Annotated in this window: 14 protein-coding genes and 1 riboswitch (1 of these 15 only partly in view); of the genes, 12 read left to right on the forward strand and 2 right to left on the reverse strand. The window is 52.6% G+C overall.

What is annotated here, in order from left to right; all coding sequences use genetic code 11:
* Window positions 1–34 precede the first annotated feature (34 nt).
* From nagA to ACZ5N7_RS16460, 3 genes are all read left to right on the forward strand, one after another.
* Window positions 35–1,204 carry an N-acetylglucosamine-6-phosphate deacetylase gene (nagA, locus tag ACZ5N7_RS16450; protein WP_464655691.1) on the forward strand — a complete coding sequence of 390 codons (1,170 nt, stop codon included), beginning with the start codon at window positions 35–37 and terminating at the stop codon, window positions 1,202–1,204.
* 2 nt (window positions 1,205–1,206) lie between these two features.
* Window positions 1,207–2,463 carry an MFS transporter gene (locus ACZ5N7_RS16455; protein WP_464655693.1) on the forward strand — a complete coding sequence of 419 codons (1,257 nt, stop codon included), beginning with the start codon at window positions 1,207–1,209 and terminating at the stop codon, window positions 2,461–2,463.
* Between the two features lie 202 nt (window positions 2,464–2,665).
* On the forward strand, window positions 2,666–2,995 hold the full coding sequence (locus ACZ5N7_RS16460; RefSeq protein ID WP_464655694.1) for a helix-turn-helix domain-containing protein: 330 nt from the start codon (window positions 2,666–2,668) through the stop codon (window positions 2,993–2,995).
* A 253-nt stretch (window positions 2,996–3,248) separates the two neighbouring features.
* Here the strand turns inward: ACZ5N7_RS16460 and ACZ5N7_RS16465 are convergent, their stop codons facing one another.
* Window positions 3,249–4,556: a glutamate-1-semialdehyde 2,1-aminomutase gene (locus ACZ5N7_RS16465; protein WP_464655695.1), complete on the reverse strand. Its 1,308-nt coding sequence runs from the start codon at window positions 4,554–4,556 to the stop codon at window positions 3,249–3,251.
* A gap of 156 nt (window positions 4,557–4,712) precedes the next feature.
* Here ACZ5N7_RS16465 and ACZ5N7_RS16470 point away from each other — a divergent pair, with 156 nt between their 5' ends.
* Both ACZ5N7_RS16470 and ACZ5N7_RS16475 read left to right on the forward strand, forming a co-directional pair.
* Window positions 4,713–4,874: a hypothetical protein gene (locus ACZ5N7_RS16470; protein ID WP_464655697.1), complete on the forward strand. Its 162-nt coding sequence runs from the start codon at window positions 4,713–4,715 to the stop codon at window positions 4,872–4,874.
* Between the two features lie 117 nt (window positions 4,875–4,991).
* Entirely contained in the window at window positions 4,992–5,798 is an 807-nt protein-coding gene (locus tag ACZ5N7_RS16475; RefSeq protein ID WP_464655699.1) for a G1 family glutamic endopeptidase, read from the forward strand.
* 192 nt (window positions 5,799–5,990) lie between these two features.
* Here the strand turns inward: ACZ5N7_RS16475 and ACZ5N7_RS16480 are convergent, their stop codons facing one another.
* Window positions 5,991–7,004: an LCP family protein gene (locus ACZ5N7_RS16480; RefSeq protein WP_464655701.1), complete on the reverse strand. Its 1,014-nt coding sequence runs from the start codon at window positions 7,002–7,004 to the stop codon at window positions 5,991–5,993.
* Window positions 7,005–7,287: 283 nt separating this feature from the next.
* On the opposite strand from ACZ5N7_RS16480, the gene ACZ5N7_RS16485 reads away from it, so the two are divergent.
* From ACZ5N7_RS16485 to ACZ5N7_RS16515, 7 genes are all read left to right on the forward strand, one after another.
* A complete protein-coding gene (locus ACZ5N7_RS16485; protein ID WP_464655703.1) occupies window positions 7,288–8,334 on the forward strand; it encodes an ABC transporter ATP-binding protein in 1,047 nt (348 codons plus the stop codon).
* Window positions 8,327–9,121, forward strand: coding sequence for an ABC transporter permease (locus tag ACZ5N7_RS16490; protein ID WP_464655704.1), 795 nt, complete (start codon window positions 8,327–8,329; stop codon window positions 9,119–9,121). The genes ACZ5N7_RS16485 and ACZ5N7_RS16490 overlap by 8 nt, the downstream gene beginning before the upstream one ends.
* A 4-nt stretch (window positions 9,122–9,125) precedes the next feature.
* Complete coding sequence (locus ACZ5N7_RS16495) at window positions 9,126–9,911, forward strand: ABC transporter permease (protein ID WP_464655706.1); 786 nt, start codon at window positions 9,126–9,128, stop codon at window positions 9,909–9,911.
* 47 nt (window positions 9,912–9,958) lie between these two features.
* The gene (bcp, locus tag ACZ5N7_RS16500) at window positions 9,959–10,423 is read left to right on the forward strand and encodes a thioredoxin-dependent thiol peroxidase (RefSeq protein WP_464659313.1); all 465 of its coding nucleotides are present in this window, start codon (window positions 9,959–9,961) and stop codon (window positions 10,421–10,423) included.
* 141 nt (window positions 10,424–10,564) lie between these two features.
* Entirely contained in the window at window positions 10,565–11,962 is a 1,398-nt protein-coding gene (locus ACZ5N7_RS16505; protein ID WP_464655708.1) for a polysaccharide deacetylase, read from the forward strand.
* 216 nt (window positions 11,963–12,178) lie between these two features.
* Window positions 12,179–13,717: a glutamine-hydrolyzing GMP synthase gene (gene guaA, locus ACZ5N7_RS16510; RefSeq protein WP_464655710.1), complete on the forward strand. Its 1,539-nt coding sequence runs from the start codon at window positions 12,179–12,181 to the stop codon at window positions 13,715–13,717.
* 342 nt (window positions 13,718–14,059) lie between these two features.
* Window positions 14,060–14,159: riboswitch (purine riboswitch) on the forward strand.
* 134 nt (window positions 14,160–14,293) lie between these two features.
* On the forward strand, window positions 14,294–15,602 hold the 5' portion of the coding sequence (locus tag ACZ5N7_RS16515) for an NCS2 family permease (protein WP_464655712.1). 89 nt of this gene lie beyond the right edge of the window; 1,309 of the gene's 1,398 nt are visible here — the first part of the coding sequence; its start codon is at window positions 14,294–14,296; its stop codon lies beyond the right edge, outside the window.

Genomic DNA, 15,602 nt, shown 5'->3' on the forward strand with positions numbered 1-15,602 from the left:
GACAATTCACAGAAAAAAAGGAGCCACAAGATTTATGACTGCCATTGTGATCAGAAACGTGCGTTTGATAAGCGAAGAGGGGCTGCGGCCGGCATCAGTAATTTTGCGTGACGGCCAAATTGAATCCGTATATAACGATGAAGCGTATTCTGGCAGTTCTGCGGATTTTGAAATCGACGGCAATGGTCAACTCCTTATCCCCGGAATGATCGATGTGCATATTCACGGGGCCGAAGGGTATGACATGATGGACGGCACCCACAGCAGTGTGGAGGCCGTTTCCAGAGCTTGCGCCAGCACCGGCTGCACTTCCTTTCTAGCCACTTCCGTATCCTCATCGTTTGAGGACCTTTATAACATGATTTCAGCTGTGTCCGAAGTGAAGGGAAAAGAACCCGGAGCCCTGATCGCAGGCGTGCATATAGAAGGTCCGTATTTGAATGTTAAACGCAAAGGCATGCAGAATGAAAGGTACTTGCGCCATCCGGATCCGGGTGAAATGCAGACGCTTCTGGATAAGACCGGGCCGCTGATTCGAATGGTGACTCTGGCGCCTGAGCTTCCCGGCGGGCTTGAAATGACAGCTTTCCTGAAAGAGCACGGAATCATCGTATCCGTCGCCCATTCCGACGCTACATATGAGGAAGCGAAGCAAGCATTTCGCCACGGCGCGAGCCACGTCACCCATTGTTTCAACGGGATGCGCCCGATCCACCACCGTGACCCCGGGGCAGTTGTGGCCGCGTTCGAAGAAGACCACGTCAGTCTTCAAGCCATTGTCGACGATGTGCATCTTCATCCGGCAATTGTGCGTTTGATGTACCGGGAAAAAGGGCCGGGCAAAATGGTGCTTATTACAGACGCCCTTCAGGCTATGGGGATGGGGGACGGAACCTATTTATTCGGAGGCCATCAGGTCACGGTCTCGCAAGGGGTTGCCAGGTTAGCCGACGGTACGCTTGCCTCGAGTACGGTCACGATGAGCGAAGCGCTGGCAAAAACGGTCCGGGCCGGAATCCCTTTGAAGGATGCGGTCGTTATGGCCTCGCAGACACCGGCGCAAATACTGGGTTTGGCAAACAAAGGGAGGATAGCGGCAGGCTTGGATGCGGACTTGGTGCTTATGGACGAGGATTTCGAGGTCCTGTGGACTATGATAAACGGAAAAATAGTTTATAATCGCGCCGATCATTCGGAGGTTTGAGGATGCCGTTGAAAATACTGGGGAATTTGCGGGGAAACAGCAGAGGGTGCCTTGCTTTCGAGCCCCTCTTTTTAATTCCGTTCAGCATGTACGGCACTTATGCCACGGTCTATATGTACCAGTTAGGCTTAAATGAAACCACGATCGGATGGATTTCATCGCTCGGTCTTTTTGTGCAGTTTTTTTCTTCGTTTATGAGCGGGTATATCACCGACAGGATGGGCAGACGAGCGGCCCTGCTGTACTTCGATCTCGTGAGCTGGACGGCTGCCACGCTGCTGTGGGCGCTCGCGGACAATGTCTGGTTTTTCATACTCGCTGCGATCGCGAACGGTTTTCAGAAAATCCCCAATACAGCGTTCTATTGTCTTCTGGTGGAAGACACCGATCCAAAGGAGCGCACCCAAGTTTTTACAGTGCTTCAATTCATCGTTGTGGTAGGAGGCATGTTTGCCCCGCTGGGAGGCGTGTTAGTGAGCCATTTTACGATGATTCCGGCAGTCCGCATCATGTATTTGCTCGCTTTCCTGTGCATGACCATACAGTTCTTCGGCCGGAACCATTTCACTCATGAGACGGAAATCGGGCTGCGCAAAAAGCGCGAGGCGAGGAGCGCCGGTTTGGCTGAAGGATTTAAAGAGTACGGAGAAGTGTTTCGCGGCATCTGGAGCAATCCTGCGCTGCTGTTGATGTTTGGCGTGTACATTCTGTTTAATTTACAAACGACGATGAAATCCACGTATTTGTCGCTCTATATGGTGGAATATTTGCAAATCGAGAATTGGCTCGTTTCGATTTTCCCGGCGATTTCCTCCGCAGTCATGCTGCTCTGCATGTGGCTTCTGCTTCCCCGCATTCCGCAGCGGCACATGTACAAAGCGCTGACGGGCGGACTGATCGTCTCGGTGCTGGGCAACCTGCTTCTCGCCGCCGTGTCGCCCGGCCATCTGGCCGGACTTACCGTGAGCACGATCCTGTCGGCCGTCGGTTCCGTCGTGATCGGTCCAATTCTGGAAACGGCCGTGGCCAATGTCATCGACGATGAGAATCGGGCCAAGCTTTTTGCCGTTCTTTCGGTTCTGATTCTCGCGTTCATATCGCCTGCCGGCATTATCGGTGGATGGGCGTACCACATTGATCCGCGGATCCCTTTTTTGCTCATTGTTGCGGCATTTGTGTTCAGCGTGGTTTTCATGGTGGAGTACATGAGGCTGGATCGTAAACAACGGCCAGTGTCTTATAAGGAACACGGGATTTGATATAAATGCTACCGGCTGATTAGATGTTGAAAAATAGAGTACGTATTGGAGAACTGACTTGTAAGGTGAATAAGGGAACGAAAAAAACGGAGTGGTGCCAGTGGATGATTATTGAAAGGAGCGTGTTGCACTTTGAAAATGCCTAAATGCCATTGTTTTCAACTGAACACTGAATACTGTATTTGTATAAATAAAAGCAGCCATGATGTTGGTCGCAAACACTTTTGGAGAGTTAGTTGAGCTGTGGAGAATTGCGAAAAATCTAAAAAAATCAGAAATAGCACGTAGAGTCGAGATTGTTGCCCAATATTTCACTGACATTGAGGTTGGTCGGGTAATTCCCTCCGAGGAGAAGATCCAGAAGCTGGTCGAGGTTCTGGATCTTGATGAATATGAGGCATTCAAGCTTGCCGACAAGTTGCCATTGTATGTCTATGAGGAAGCGAAGCGTAAATATTTCAGCCGGGGGAGCAAGGCAACCATGCCAATTCTCGCCAGTTTAAGAGTTGTCCGATACAGCGCAGCAGCATAACGTTTTCCACTAAAGCTCTATTTCCCGGAAATTTTCCCAAAATTAGCAGAACGCGGTTCCTTTATATCTCGATATTTCGGGTAAAAAGCGTAAAAAAACCGATTTCACATAAAATAGCGGAACTAGATTCCGCTATTTTAGTCGATATGTAGCAAAACTTGAGAATAGCTGAAAAAATGTACGCTATCGCTTGCGAGCGGCTGCTAGAGCAAGGATGTTCTGCGGGCGGCCGCTAGCCATTCTTCACACGGTGTTATTTCAGCGATTGAAAAGCTCTATCGGCCGCTTCCAGCGTATAGTCGATGTCCTCTTCCGTGTGGGCGATGGTGGTGAACCACGCTTCATATTTGGACGGCGCGAGGCAGATGCCTTGTTCCAGCATCAAGCGGAAAAAGCTGGCGAACTGCTCGCCGTCCGTGTCTTGCGCCTCGTCGTAATTCGTCACGGGATGGGCGCAGAAGTGGGTGGAAATCGCGCCGCCGACGCGATTCACGGTCAGCGGGACGCCGTGCCTTGCGGCGGCGTTCGCCAGCCCCGCCGCCAAGCGGGCGCCCAGCGCCTTCAGCTTGGCGTACACGCCGGCCTGCCCGAGCACCTCGAGGCAGGCGATGCCCGCGGCCACGGAGGCGGGGTTCCCCGCCATCGTGCCGGCTTGATAAGCAGGTCCAAGCGGAGCGACCTGCTCCATGATGGCCTTACGGCCCCCGTAGGCCCCGATCGGCAGACCGCCGCCGATGATTTTGCCGAGGGCCGTAAGGTCCGGCTCGATGGCTTGGCGGTTCGCCAGGCCATCATAGGTTTGCGCCGCGCCGTAATGGAAGCGGAACGCGGTGATGACCTCGTCGTAGATGACGAGGGCACCGAAGCGGCGGGCTATCTCGCAGAGCCCCTCGAGGAAGCCCGCCGCCGGCATGACCATGCCGAAGTTGCCGACGATGGGCTCGACCATGACCGCGGCGACATCCTCGCCCCACCGCTCAAGCGCCGCCTGCAACGCATCGAGGTCGTTGAACGGCACGGTGATGACCTCCTGCGCGATGGCCGCCGGGATGCCGGCGCTGTCGGGAATGCCGAGCGTGGACGGTCCGGAGCCGGCGGCAACAAGCACCAGGTCGGAATGGCCGTGGTAGCACCCGGCAAATTTGATTACTTTGGTGCGGCCCGTATATGCGCGGGCCACACGGATCGTCGTCATGACCGCCTCGGTTCCGGAATTTACGAATCTCACCTTGTCCAAGGAAGGGATGGCGTGCTTGATCATTTTGGCGAATCGAATTTCCAGCTCCGTCGGCGTACCGAACAGCGTTCCATTCGCCGCTGCCAGTGAGATCGCCTCCGCCACATGCGGATGGCCGTGCCCAAGAATAATCGGGCCGTAGGCGGCCAGGAAATCAATGTATTTATTGCCGTCCTCATCCCAGAAATAAGCGCCCTGACCGCGTTTCATAAACACGGGGGCACCGCCGCCGACCGCCTTGAAAGAACGGGATGGGCTGTTCACCCCGCCCACGATATGTTTCAGCGCTTCCGCGTACAATTGCTCCGAATTTTTGCGTTCCATAGTTCATCCTCCGTCTATAAATTCATGATGATTTCTGTCCTTTATGTATGAGCGTGATCTTGCAGGGAAAGAAGTTACCTTATCAGAACAGTATAACCAACCCGGACTAAGCAGGGCAACACAGCAACTGATGTTGAAGAGAAGTCCTTCTAACCGATGCAGCTTTTTCAGTGGCACGGACTTATCCGGGAAGCCATAGCGATCAAACGCTGCGAGCCGGAACGAGTGCATGATTCACAACTGAAGCGTATGAGTGACCTGGCACAACTGCTGCGTTTCATTCTGTCGGAAGGCAATCGGATCGTTCGGGATGTCTAGCGTACAATGACGCGGATGCTCTCCAGCTGCTTTTTTTAAGAAACCTGCCGTCATTTGCCCGGTTCCTTTTGCATGGTTGCGGCATCGTATATTGCAAAGCGTAAGGAGGTGAAAAACGTGAATCACGCAAACTGTTCTTTGCACACCGGTGGAAACAGGCACACTCCTTTTATTGCTAATAAATTGAAACTGAAACAAGCGCAAAGCTCGGGCTTCGGCTGGTCCTCCAGCAATTGGTCGGGTTATGCGGTAACTACAAGGAAGGGCGCAATCAACAGCATCGCGGGGGAATGGCAGGTGCCGAAGGTGAACACAAGAAAAAAGACGAGTTTCTCCTCCGCATGGATCGGAATCGACGGCTTCCGAAACAATTATTTAATTCAAGCCGGCACCGAGCAGGATTACTATAACGGCTCAGCCCACTATTACGCTTGGTGGGAAATCCTTCCGGCGGCAGAAAGGAAAATTCCGTTTCCAGTATCGCCCGGCGATCGCATGCGCGCTGAAATTCATAACTTGGGCAAAGGAAAATGGTCCATCAGGCTGATAAACCGCAGCAAAAAATGGACGTTCAGCACCGTGCGCTCTTATTCCGGCCCGCGGACGTCCGCCGAATGGATCGTCGAAGCGCCTCAAATAAACGGACGCATCACCGCTATAGCGGATTATGGCCGAATTACTTTTGATCGGTGCAGAGTAAATGGCAGGAAGCCGAAGTTATCGCGTTCAAACGGCGGAATCATGACCCAGAACAAAGTTCAAGTATCGACGCCTTCTTCTCCGGACATCGATAGAGACGGGTTTGCCGTCGCTTACGGACGGAAGGTTCCGCAGCCCCCCGTTTCCACATCTAAACGGAAAGCATCTTTTGCGGTGAAGAAGACGAAACCGCTTCTCAAGCCTGAGCTTACTGCAGTAGTCTAAATCTCTAAATGTTTATTTTTATCAACCTCGTGGGCGTCGTTGACACACGTACGTCCGGCACAGTTGCGGCCTCTGCCGCTGTACGGCAGAAGCCCTCCGACTGCACACCAACAACTCTCCGCCGCGGTACAGCGGCCGCCGCCTTCTATCCAAAAAAGCTCTCAGCCGCCAAACGGCAAAGAGCCTCACCCGTTACTTCTTTTTCAGATCCGTCGTCCTCGCTCCCGATGACCTTGTTTCCTCCGCGCCCGAGCCTTTCGGCTGTTCCGGGTCGGCTCCGCTGAGCACATCCTTTATATACGCCTTCAGCTTAGTGCTGTTCACAGTGATGACGGAGGCGCCGCCGATCGTACGCTCCACGAGCAGCGACTGGGGCGGAAGCTGCTTCCCCATTATGCCGTTAGCCTGCACCTCATAGCCGAGTGAACCGAGCTTCAGCATATCCGACATGGACATGTTCGTCTCCACGTACGGTTCGATTTTGCCCAAAATGACCGGAAGCTTGATCAGAGAGCCTGCGCTCTGCATTTTGTGGGCTACGGCCGAAAGGAATTTCCGCTGACGTTCCGTCCGCGAGAAGTCGGATAATGCGTCATGCCGGAAGCGCACATACTGGAGGGCGGTTTTGCCGTCCAGATGCTGCATTCCTTTCTTGAGGTCGATATCGTAAACGTGGTCATCCGCCGCGTCTTTGTATTTCATATCCTTCTCGACATCGATATCGATCCCGCCTAAGGCGTCAATCAAAGCGATAAACCCTTGAAAATCGGTGTAGGCGTAATATTGGATATCGAGGCCGGTGAGGTTGCTCACTGTTTTCATCGCCAGATTAGGCCCGCCGAAAGCGATCGCGGCATTGATCCGGTCTTTCCCTTGTCCCGGAATATCCACGTAGGTATCCCTCAGAATAGAGAAAAGGTAGGCTTTTTTCGTGACCGGATCCATCGAGGCAATCATAATGCTGTCCGAGCGGGGCAGCTCCGTCGTTTTTAACCCCCGGGAATCGCCTCCCAGGAGCAGTACATTGACCCGTTCCCTCCCCTCCCATTTGGGCGGCAGATTTTGCACGGAGTTAGGCATGTTATGGATTTTATTCGGGCTTGAAATGTGATTGGCGAACTGATAAATGCTAAGTCCCCAATAACCAGCTGTGCCGAGGGACAGAACAAATATGAATAAAAAAGTCCATTTGAGCCATTTTTTCATACAGCCCGGTCCTTTCCTTTGTACTTATTGAATCGGTTTTCTTAACTAAACGTTTGGTGTATCATAGGAAATGTCGAAACCTGACGAGAGACGGTCCATGCAATTGACATTAGTATAGTAGCGCTGAAGACATTGAGCAAGTATACTTTCTATACCAAGAAAACCTGCCTTTAAGCCGCGGTCGCGCTTCGCTGAATGGCCTCGGTAGAGGTTTTCTTATCTTTTCCATACAGGGACGTATTCGTTCAAGAATTATTTTCCATTGCCAGAACAGGAGGTTTTCATGTTAGCGATAGATGTTCACAAGCTTCGTAAAGAATTTCAAGTCCAGAAAAGCCGGGAGGGCATGAGAGGCGCGCTCAAAGACTTGTTCCGGAGAGAATACAAGCAGGTAACCGCGGTCAAGGACATCTCCTTCCAAATTCCCCAAGGGGAGATATGCGGCTACATCGGCGAGAATGGGGCGGGCAAATCGACCACGATCAAAATGCTCACCGGGATCCTCGTACCCACCTCCGGCAAAATCAGGGTGAACGGCTTTGTGCCATTCGAAGAGCGGGAGAAGTTCGTGCGCAATATCGGCGTCGTCTTCGGCCAGAGAAGCCAGCTTTGGTGGGATATCGGAGTGGTAGAGTCGTTCCAGCTGCTGCGCAAAGTGTACCAGGTTCCCGAAACGGAGTACCGCAAGCGGCTGGACGAGCTGGTGGAGCGGCTGCAGCTTTCCGAGCTGCTGAACCGTCCGGTGCGCAAGCTCAGCCTGGGCCAGCGGATGCGGTGCGAGCTCGCGGCTTCGCTGCTGCACAATCCGGCCATCCTGTTCTTGGACGAGCCTACCATCGGGCTGGATATTGTCGTCAAGACGGAAATCCGCGAGTTTCTGAAATCGCTCAACCAGCGGTATGAGACGACTATTCTGTTGACCACGCACGACCTGCAGGATATCGAAGCCCTATGCTCGCGGGTCATTATGCTGGATGACGGCAACATTATTTACGACGGCAGCCTGGAGGAGCTTAAAGCCAGATGGGGCAAAGGGAAAGAGGTCGTATTCCAGTTCCAGAGCCCCTTGTCCATCGAACGGCTTCAGGGGATGACCCGCGGGCTGGAGGTGGCTTGGGAGATGGATAACGAGCTGACGGGCAGAGTGTTCATTCCTTCCGATAAAGCCCGGATCTCGGAGGTGCTCAGCCGCGTGGTCGGAACGGTTGAAATCGCCGACATCAAAATCATCGAAACGGGCACGGATGACATCGTGCGCGAAATTTATAAATCCGGCTCCGCGGAGGCTGACAGCGCGGCAGTCGGGCAGGAAGCGGCCGTCCATGCTTAGCGCCTATAAGGAGATCATCCGTATTCGTTTCTTAATGATGCTGGCTTACAGAGTAAACTACTACAGCGGTATTATTATTTATGCCGTCAATATCGGGGCTTACTACTTCCTGTGGAAGGCGATCTACGGTTCACAAGAGACACTCGGGGGCCTGACACTGACGCAGATGACGACTTATATTGCCGTCTCCTGGATGGCGAGGGCCTTTTATTTTAACAACCTGGACCGGGAAATCGCGAACGAGATCAAGGACGGCAGCGTAGCGATCCAGTTCATCAGGCCGTACAACTACATTATCGTCAAAATGATGCAGGGGCTCGGAGAGGGCTTGTTCCGCCTGCTGCTGTTCACAACGCCGGGTATGGTGCTCGCGTCTCTGCTGTTTCCGGTGAAGCTGCCCAAAGACCCGTCCGTTTGGCTTATTTTTCTCATTATGCTGTTTTTCAGCTTCCTGATCAATACCCAGATCAATATCATTACGGGCCTTACCGCATTCTTCCTGGAAAACAACGAAGGCTTGATGCGCATGAAAAGGGTGGCGGTCGACCTGCTCTCCGGACTCGTCGTACCGGTTTCTCTGTTTCCGCTGTGGGCGCAGGGGTGGCTTGAGCTGCTGCCGTTTCAGGCGATCACTTACCTGCCGGGTTCCGTATTTACAGGAAGAGTGACGGGCGCGGCGGTTTATCAGGTGCTGGGCTTGCAGCTGCTGTGGTTCGTCCTGCTTACGCTGCCGCTTATCCTGCTGTGGCGGAGCGCCAGGGCGCGGCTGTTCGTGCAAGGAGGTTGAGGGGATGCAGAGCACGGCATTATTTTGGGAATACTTGAAAAATTACATGAAAACCCGCATGACCTACCGCTCGGATTTCTGGATCGAGGTACTGTCCGACCTGCTGTTTAACGGCTTGAATCTGGTCGTGATCCTGATTATGTTCCAGCACACGCCGCTCCTGGCAGGCTGGTCCAAAGACCAGGTGCTGTTCATCTACGGTTATTTTATGATTCCGCAGGGTATTTTTTCCACTTTCTTTAATTTGTGGGGTTTCAGCGAAAGATATATCGTCAAAGGCGAAATGGACCGGGTGTTGACCCGGCCTGTCCATAACCTGGTCCAGCTCATTCTGGAAAACATGGATCCCTCGTCGCTGTTCAGTGCGCTGGCGGGCGCGGTAATCATGGTCTATGCTTCATTTCATGCCGGCCTGGTTTTAAGCTGGTATGACCCGTTCGTCTTTCTGCTGCTTGTCGCAGGCTCCATTATGATCTATGGCGGGGTGTACATCTCGCTTACGGCGCTGTCCTTTTTCTCGGACTCGCCGACGGGGATTCTCCCGCTCATGTGGAACCTGCAGAACTACGGCCGCTATCCGGTGACTATGTATAACAAAATCATGAAAATCCTTCTCACCTGGTTGATCCCGTTTGCCTTTGTCGGGTTCTATCCGTCAGCCTATTTCCTGGACCGGGCCAATTGGGGCGTCTTCGCCTGGCTCACTCCTGTGATGGGGGCCGTATTTCTGGGCGCAGGCGTGACCGTGTGGAATATCGGGGTGAAAAGGTACCGCGGCGCCGGATCATAAGTTTTTGTACCATCTAAGTTTAAAGGAGTTGAACGGCGTTGACGCAAATGGAAGCGGGACAGCTTGTTCCCGATTTCAGCCTGCCCGCCTCAAGCGGCGGGACATTCACTTTGTCCGGGGCCCGCGGGAAGAAGGTGGTCGTTTACTTTTACCCAAAGGATATGACACCGGCATGCACTCAGGAATCCTGCGATTTCCGCGACTTCCACCAGGAGTTCGGCAAACTCGGAGTGGAGGTCGTCGGAATTTCCGCCGATCCTCTGAAAAGGCACGACAAGTTCATATCCAAGTACAAGCTTCCGTTCCTGCTTCTCTCGGACGAGGATCATGCGATAAGCGAGCAGTTCGGAGTTTGGCAGCTAAAGAAGCTGTACGGCAAAGAGTACATGGGCATCGTGCGCTCCACCTTTCTTGTCGATGAAGAGGGTCGGCTCGTCAAGGAGTGGCGTAACGTGAAGGTCAAGAACCACGCACAGCTGGTACTGGATGCCGTCAAGGCTTTACAGGATTAGGCTTCCGAAACTGCCGGAGAGTTAAGAGATTTCCCTGGATTTTGGGAATCTCTTTTTTTTGTGCCATATCATACTATTTCCCTACCTCCCATATAATCTACCAGTGCCAAAAAAAGAATCGTATCCGTGGGAGGAAGCGGGATGAACCAACACCAAGCCGGGAGTACCAGCAATAATCGGAGAAACGCAGCCGCAGCTGTTTTTGCCGTGATAATAGGAGTTTATGCCGCCGTCGTCCTGCCTTGGACTGCTTGCGCGGAAAGCACGGAGTCCGAGGATGCGCAGCAGACTGTGTATAAAGCTCTTCTTTCCGGCAAGCGTGCCGGCGAACTGGAGAGGGAGTACAAAGCGCCTGCGGAGCCAACGGTTTATTTGACCTTTGACGACGGACCGTCCAAAAATACGCCCCAGGTTTTGGACATTTTGCAGCGCGAGGGCATCAAAGGCACTTTTTTCGCTTTGGGCGAGCAGGTGAAGGAGTATCCGGACTATGCCAAAAGGATCGTGCAGGAAGGCCATGCGCTTGGCAACCATTCCTATAACCATGTGTACAAGCAGCTTTATTCCTCGTTTTCCACGTTTTGGCAGCAGATCCTGATGACGGACGACATTTTCTATCAAACTACCGGTCAGCGTACCAGGCTGCTGCGTGCGCCGGGAGGGACGGCCACCAATTTTGACGGATTTTATTACTATTATATGAATCAAGCCGGATTTACGGTGCACGATTGGAATATAGACAGCGGAGACGCAAGCAGGGCGGGGGTCAAGGCGGAGGAAATTTTATCTATGGTAAAAAAAAGTCCCCTGCGCCGCGAACTGGTTGTGCTGATGCACGATGGGGCGGGGCATGAAGAAACGGTGAAGGCGCTGCCGCAGATGATTTCGTTTTTTAAGGAAAAAGGATACGGCTTCGCTGCGCTGACCGAGGAAGTGAAGCCCTTCCAGTTCGGTCTCGCCAAGCTCAAATGGAGCAGGGGGACGAGCTATGACAAGTTTAAGGAATACTCGCGGGATGCAGCTCAGTACAGGGCCGCTCAAGGGCCGGAAACGGTAAGCCGGGTGCAGCCGCCCGCTCAATCGGCAAAGCGTGTAAAGACCGACCGGCCTTTGCAGGTAAAGCTTGACGGCACGTCATTTGTGCTGCAGCCGGAGCAGCATCTTTTTGAGCACGGCGTCTTTTACGTTCCTTTACGGACGCTGGTGGAGCAGATGGGCGGGACGGTGGATTGGAACAATGAACAGCGAATCGCGACAGCCAATTGGGGATTATATAAGCTTCATTACGATCTGGTTTACCATTCGATCCAGGTTGAGATCCCCGGCAAGCCCGCGCAAACTTACCCGATGGCAAATATGCGGATGCAGGACGGCAGGCTGCTCGTTCCGCTGCGGCAGACGGCAGAATGGCTCGGGGCCTCCATAATGGATTACGATCTGCAATCTTCTCCCAGACAGGTTAGCATAGCGGCCAAAAATGGGTATTATATTCATATCGGGCGGATTGTGCCTTTTTACATTAATCTTTCGCACAGGTGAAAAAGGACGCATAGCCCTGTTGTTTATGAAGTTCTTGTTTGTATACAAATGCCTCTCCGGGCGCGCGTTGTGACGTTGGACGGAGGGTGGTCAGATTGATGTCGCCGCAGGTGGCTAAACTTGTGGGTTTCAGCGGTTTACCTCATTTTTCACATCTTCTTGACGGGTTTTGAAGAGGTTATATATAATGAACCTACTAAATGAAAGGGGCTCATTATGACCAAGCCACATGAAATTATTGTTGTACTGGACTTTGGAGGACAGTATAACCAGCTAATTGCCAGAAGGATCCGTGACCTTGGCGTTTACAGCGAGCTTGTGCCCTATAATACATCGGTTGAAAAGCTGCGCGAGCTGAATCCGAAAGGAATCGTCTTCTCCGGCGGCCCTGCCAGCGTATACGGAGAGGATTCCCCAATCGTCGATCCCGGAGTGTATGAGCTCGGCGTACCGATTCTCGGTATTTGCTACGGTATGCAGATGATGGCCCACCAGTTGGAAGGTAAAGTAGAACGGGCCTCCAAGAGAGAATACGGGAAAGCGGAAGTGGATTTCAAGGACCAGTCCTGTTTCGTGCAAGGATTGGACAAGCGCCAGACGGTATGGATGAGCCACAGCGACCTGGTTGTCGAGCTGCCCACAGGCTTCGTTATTGACGCGAGCACCCACCACGCTCCTATCGCGGCGATGAGCCACCCGGAAAGAAATTTGTACGCAGTCCAGTTCCATCCGGAAGTGCGCCACTCGGTGCAGGGGAATGAAATGATCCGCAACTTCCTGTTCCGCGTATGCGAATGCGAGGGCGACTGGAGCATGGAGTCTTTCATCGACGATACGGTTCAGGACATCCGCAATAAAGTGGGGCAGAGCGAAGTGCTTTGCGCGCTCAGCGGCGGTGTGGATTCCTCTGTGGTAGCCATGCTGATCCACAAAGCCGTGGGCAAGCAGCTGACCTGCATGTTCATCGACCACGGGCTGCTGCGCAAGGGTGAGGCCGAAAGCGTAATGGAGACGTTTGCCGGCAAATTCGATATGAAGGTTGTCAAAATTGACGCGCGCGATCGTTTCTTGTCCAAGCTGGCCGGCGTTGACGACCCCGAGCAAAAGCGCAAAATTATCGGCAACGAATTCATTCGCGTCTTTGAGGAGGAATCGGCACAATTCGCCGATTTTGAATACCTGGCGCAGGGAACGCTGTACACGGACATCGTGGAAAGCGGCACGGCCACCGCGCAGACAATCAAATCCCACCACAATGTAGGCGGGCTGCCCGAAGATATGAAGTTCAAGCTCGTCGAGCCGCTTAACACTTTATTCAAGGACGAAGTCCGCAAAGTGGGAAGTGAATGCGGCCTGCCGGATGAGATCGTATGGCGCCAGCCGTTCCCGGGCCCGGGTCTCGCCATCCGCGTTCTCGGCGAAGTGACGGAAGAAAAGCTGACGATCGTCCGCGATTCCGATGCGATTCTGCGCGAGGAAATCGCGAAAGCCGGGCTGGACCGCGAGATCTGGCAGTACTTCACGGCGCTGCCCAACATGAAGAGCGTCGGAGTGATGGGAGATGTCCGCACGTACTCTTATACGGTGGGCATTCGCGCGGTAACGTCCATCGACGGAATGACCGCCGACTGGGCCAGAGTTCCCTTTGACTTATTGGAGCGCATTTCGAACCGTATCGTCAATGAGGTCGACAACGTGAACCGTGTAGTATATGATATTACGTCCAAACCGCCAGCCACGATTGAATGGGAATAAAAAGGGACAAAACCGGTTACCCTGCAACAATAGAATGCAACAAATTACTCTCTTTTATCTGCGTTGTTTAGCAAATACAAGGGAGTATTTTTTATGACTAAAATCAATAAGCCAATCTAGGATTTCCGGCTAATGTGCTGAATAAGCAGGCTTATTGATTGATTAATGCAATTTAAGCGTATAATAATTTAAAGGGATTAAGGATTGCGCGGCGTGTTAGCGGGTGAAAGCTATTGTGCTAGCTCGTACGACTCAGTTTCTAATCCGAACAAAGAGTGCTGAAATCCGAGATAATGTTCGTAAATTTTTATTGACAGGAGAAGACAAAATTTTTACAATATAGACGAACAACATCATATTTTTCGTATAATTTCAGGAATTGGCCTGGGAGTCTCTATGAGATCACCTTAATGATCCGGCTACGAAAACGGGAATAGACTTTTTGAAAAGTGGCTTCTTACTGCAGGAGAACCATTCTATAGGAGGGCCATTCTCTTTTGCAACAGCCTAGGTCACTGACGATCGAGGCTATTGTACTTTCTGGGTATCCAAACTATGTTTAGGGGGATTTCTCGCATGGAACGCTTTTTTAAACTGAAGGAAAATGGGACAAGCGTCAGAACGGAAATTATGGCGGGTTTGACTACATTTATGACAATGGCCTATATCCTCGCGGTAAATCCGAACATTCTTAGTGCATTCGGCTCAGGCGCGACCGGCTTGAACTGGTACTCGGTCTTCCTGGCTACGGCCCTTGCGGCCGGCATCATGACCATTGCTATGGGCGTATTTGTGAACTTTCCTGTTGCTTTGGCGCCGGGTATGGGATTGAACGCTTATTTCGCGGCTGTCGTTCTCGGGTCGCAAGGCGCGTTTACCGCGCAGATGGCTTTGACCGCCGTATTTATTTCGGGTATCATCTTTTTCATCCTGACTTTAACTAATGTCCGCCAAATGATGCTGATCGCCGTGCCCGACAACTTGAAGCACGCGATTACCGTGGGAATTGGGCTTTTTATCACAGTGGTAGGCCTGAAAAACAGCGGGCTGCTGACAATCGCCGTAGAAGCGGGCAAGGATATTCCCGCCCATAAATTTACGGACGTGCTGTCTTTTGAGACGGTTATGCATTTGGGGAGCTTGAAGGACCCTACGGTTGTATTGACGATTATCGGGCTGGTCCTGATCTCCGCTCTGATGATCCTTCGCGTGAAGGGCGCCATCTTGTTCGGGATACTGGGTACCACCGTCCTGGCAGCACTCATGGGACAAGTCCATTTTTCGGATTTGACGAAGCCGGGCACTGTGTGGGTTCCTGATTTCACGAAACTGGCTTTTGCCAATTTTGACTTTGCGGGCGTGATGAAAACGGGCATTCTTTCCGTCATAGCGACGTTCACATTTGTTGAATTGTTCGATACTTTCGGGACGATGGTGGGAACGGCCAACCGGGCCGGAATAATGAAGAACAAAGAAGAAGGCAACAAAAAAGTGGGAAAAGCAATGCTGGTTGACGCAGTAGGGGTCAGCGGCGGAGCGCTGCTCGGAACAAGTACGGTCACGGCCTTCATTGAAAGCGCGGCGGGTGTCGCGGAAGGAGGACGCACAGGACTTACATCGGTAACGACAGGCATATGCTTCTTGTTAGCCTTGTTCCTGGCGCCCATTGCGGCTCTCATACCCGGCTCAGCTACAGCGGCCGCGCTTATCGTGGTTGGTGTGCTGATGATGCAGGCTGTGCGTGAGATCGACTTCCAGGATCTTGTTGTAGGGATTCCGGCCTTCCTGACGATCGTATTTATGCCGTTTACCTATAATATCGCTAATGGTGTTTCGTTCGGCATCGTAAGCTATGTCATTCTGGCTACGGTAGCGAACTTCGGCG

The organism is Paenibacillus sp. JCM 18996, from assembly GCF_055392555.1.

Excerpts from the sequence above, each read along its gene's own strand:
- nagA (WP_464655691.1), top strand. The coding sequence starts at position 35 with ATGACTGCCATTGTGATCAGAAACGTGCGTTTGATAAGCGAAGAGGGG.
- ACZ5N7_RS16455 (WP_464655693.1), top strand. The coding sequence starts at position 1,207 with ATGCCGTTGAAAATACTGGGGAATTTGCGGGGAAACAGCAGAGGGTGC.
- ACZ5N7_RS16460 (WP_464655694.1), top strand. The coding sequence starts at position 2,666 with ATGATGTTGGTCGCAAACACTTTTGGAGAGTTAGTTGAGCTGTGGAGA.
- ACZ5N7_RS16465 (WP_464655695.1), bottom strand. The coding sequence starts at position 4,556 with ATGGAACGCAAAAATTCGGAGCAATTGTACGCGGAAGCGCTGAAACAT.
- ACZ5N7_RS16470 (WP_464655697.1), top strand. The coding sequence starts at position 4,713 with ATGCAGCTTTTTCAGTGGCACGGACTTATCCGGGAAGCCATAGCGATC.
- ACZ5N7_RS16480 (WP_464655701.1), bottom strand. The coding sequence starts at position 7,004 with ATGAAAAAATGGCTCAAATGGACTTTTTTATTCATATTTGTTCTGTCC.
- ACZ5N7_RS16485 (WP_464655703.1), top strand. The coding sequence starts at position 7,288 with ATGTTAGCGATAGATGTTCACAAGCTTCGTAAAGAATTTCAAGTCCAG.
- ACZ5N7_RS16490 (WP_464655704.1), top strand. The coding sequence starts at position 8,327 with ATGCTTAGCGCCTATAAGGAGATCATCCGTATTCGTTTCTTAATGATG.
- ACZ5N7_RS16495 (WP_464655706.1), top strand. The coding sequence starts at position 9,126 with ATGCAGAGCACGGCATTATTTTGGGAATACTTGAAAAATTACATGAAA.
- bcp (WP_464659313.1), top strand. The coding sequence starts at position 9,959 with ATGGAAGCGGGACAGCTTGTTCCCGATTTCAGCCTGCCCGCCTCAAGC.
- ACZ5N7_RS16505 (WP_464655708.1), top strand. The coding sequence starts at position 10,565 with ATGAACCAACACCAAGCCGGGAGTACCAGCAATAATCGGAGAAACGCA.
- guaA (WP_464655710.1), top strand. The coding sequence starts at position 12,179 with ATGACCAAGCCACATGAAATTATTGTTGTACTGGACTTTGGAGGACAG.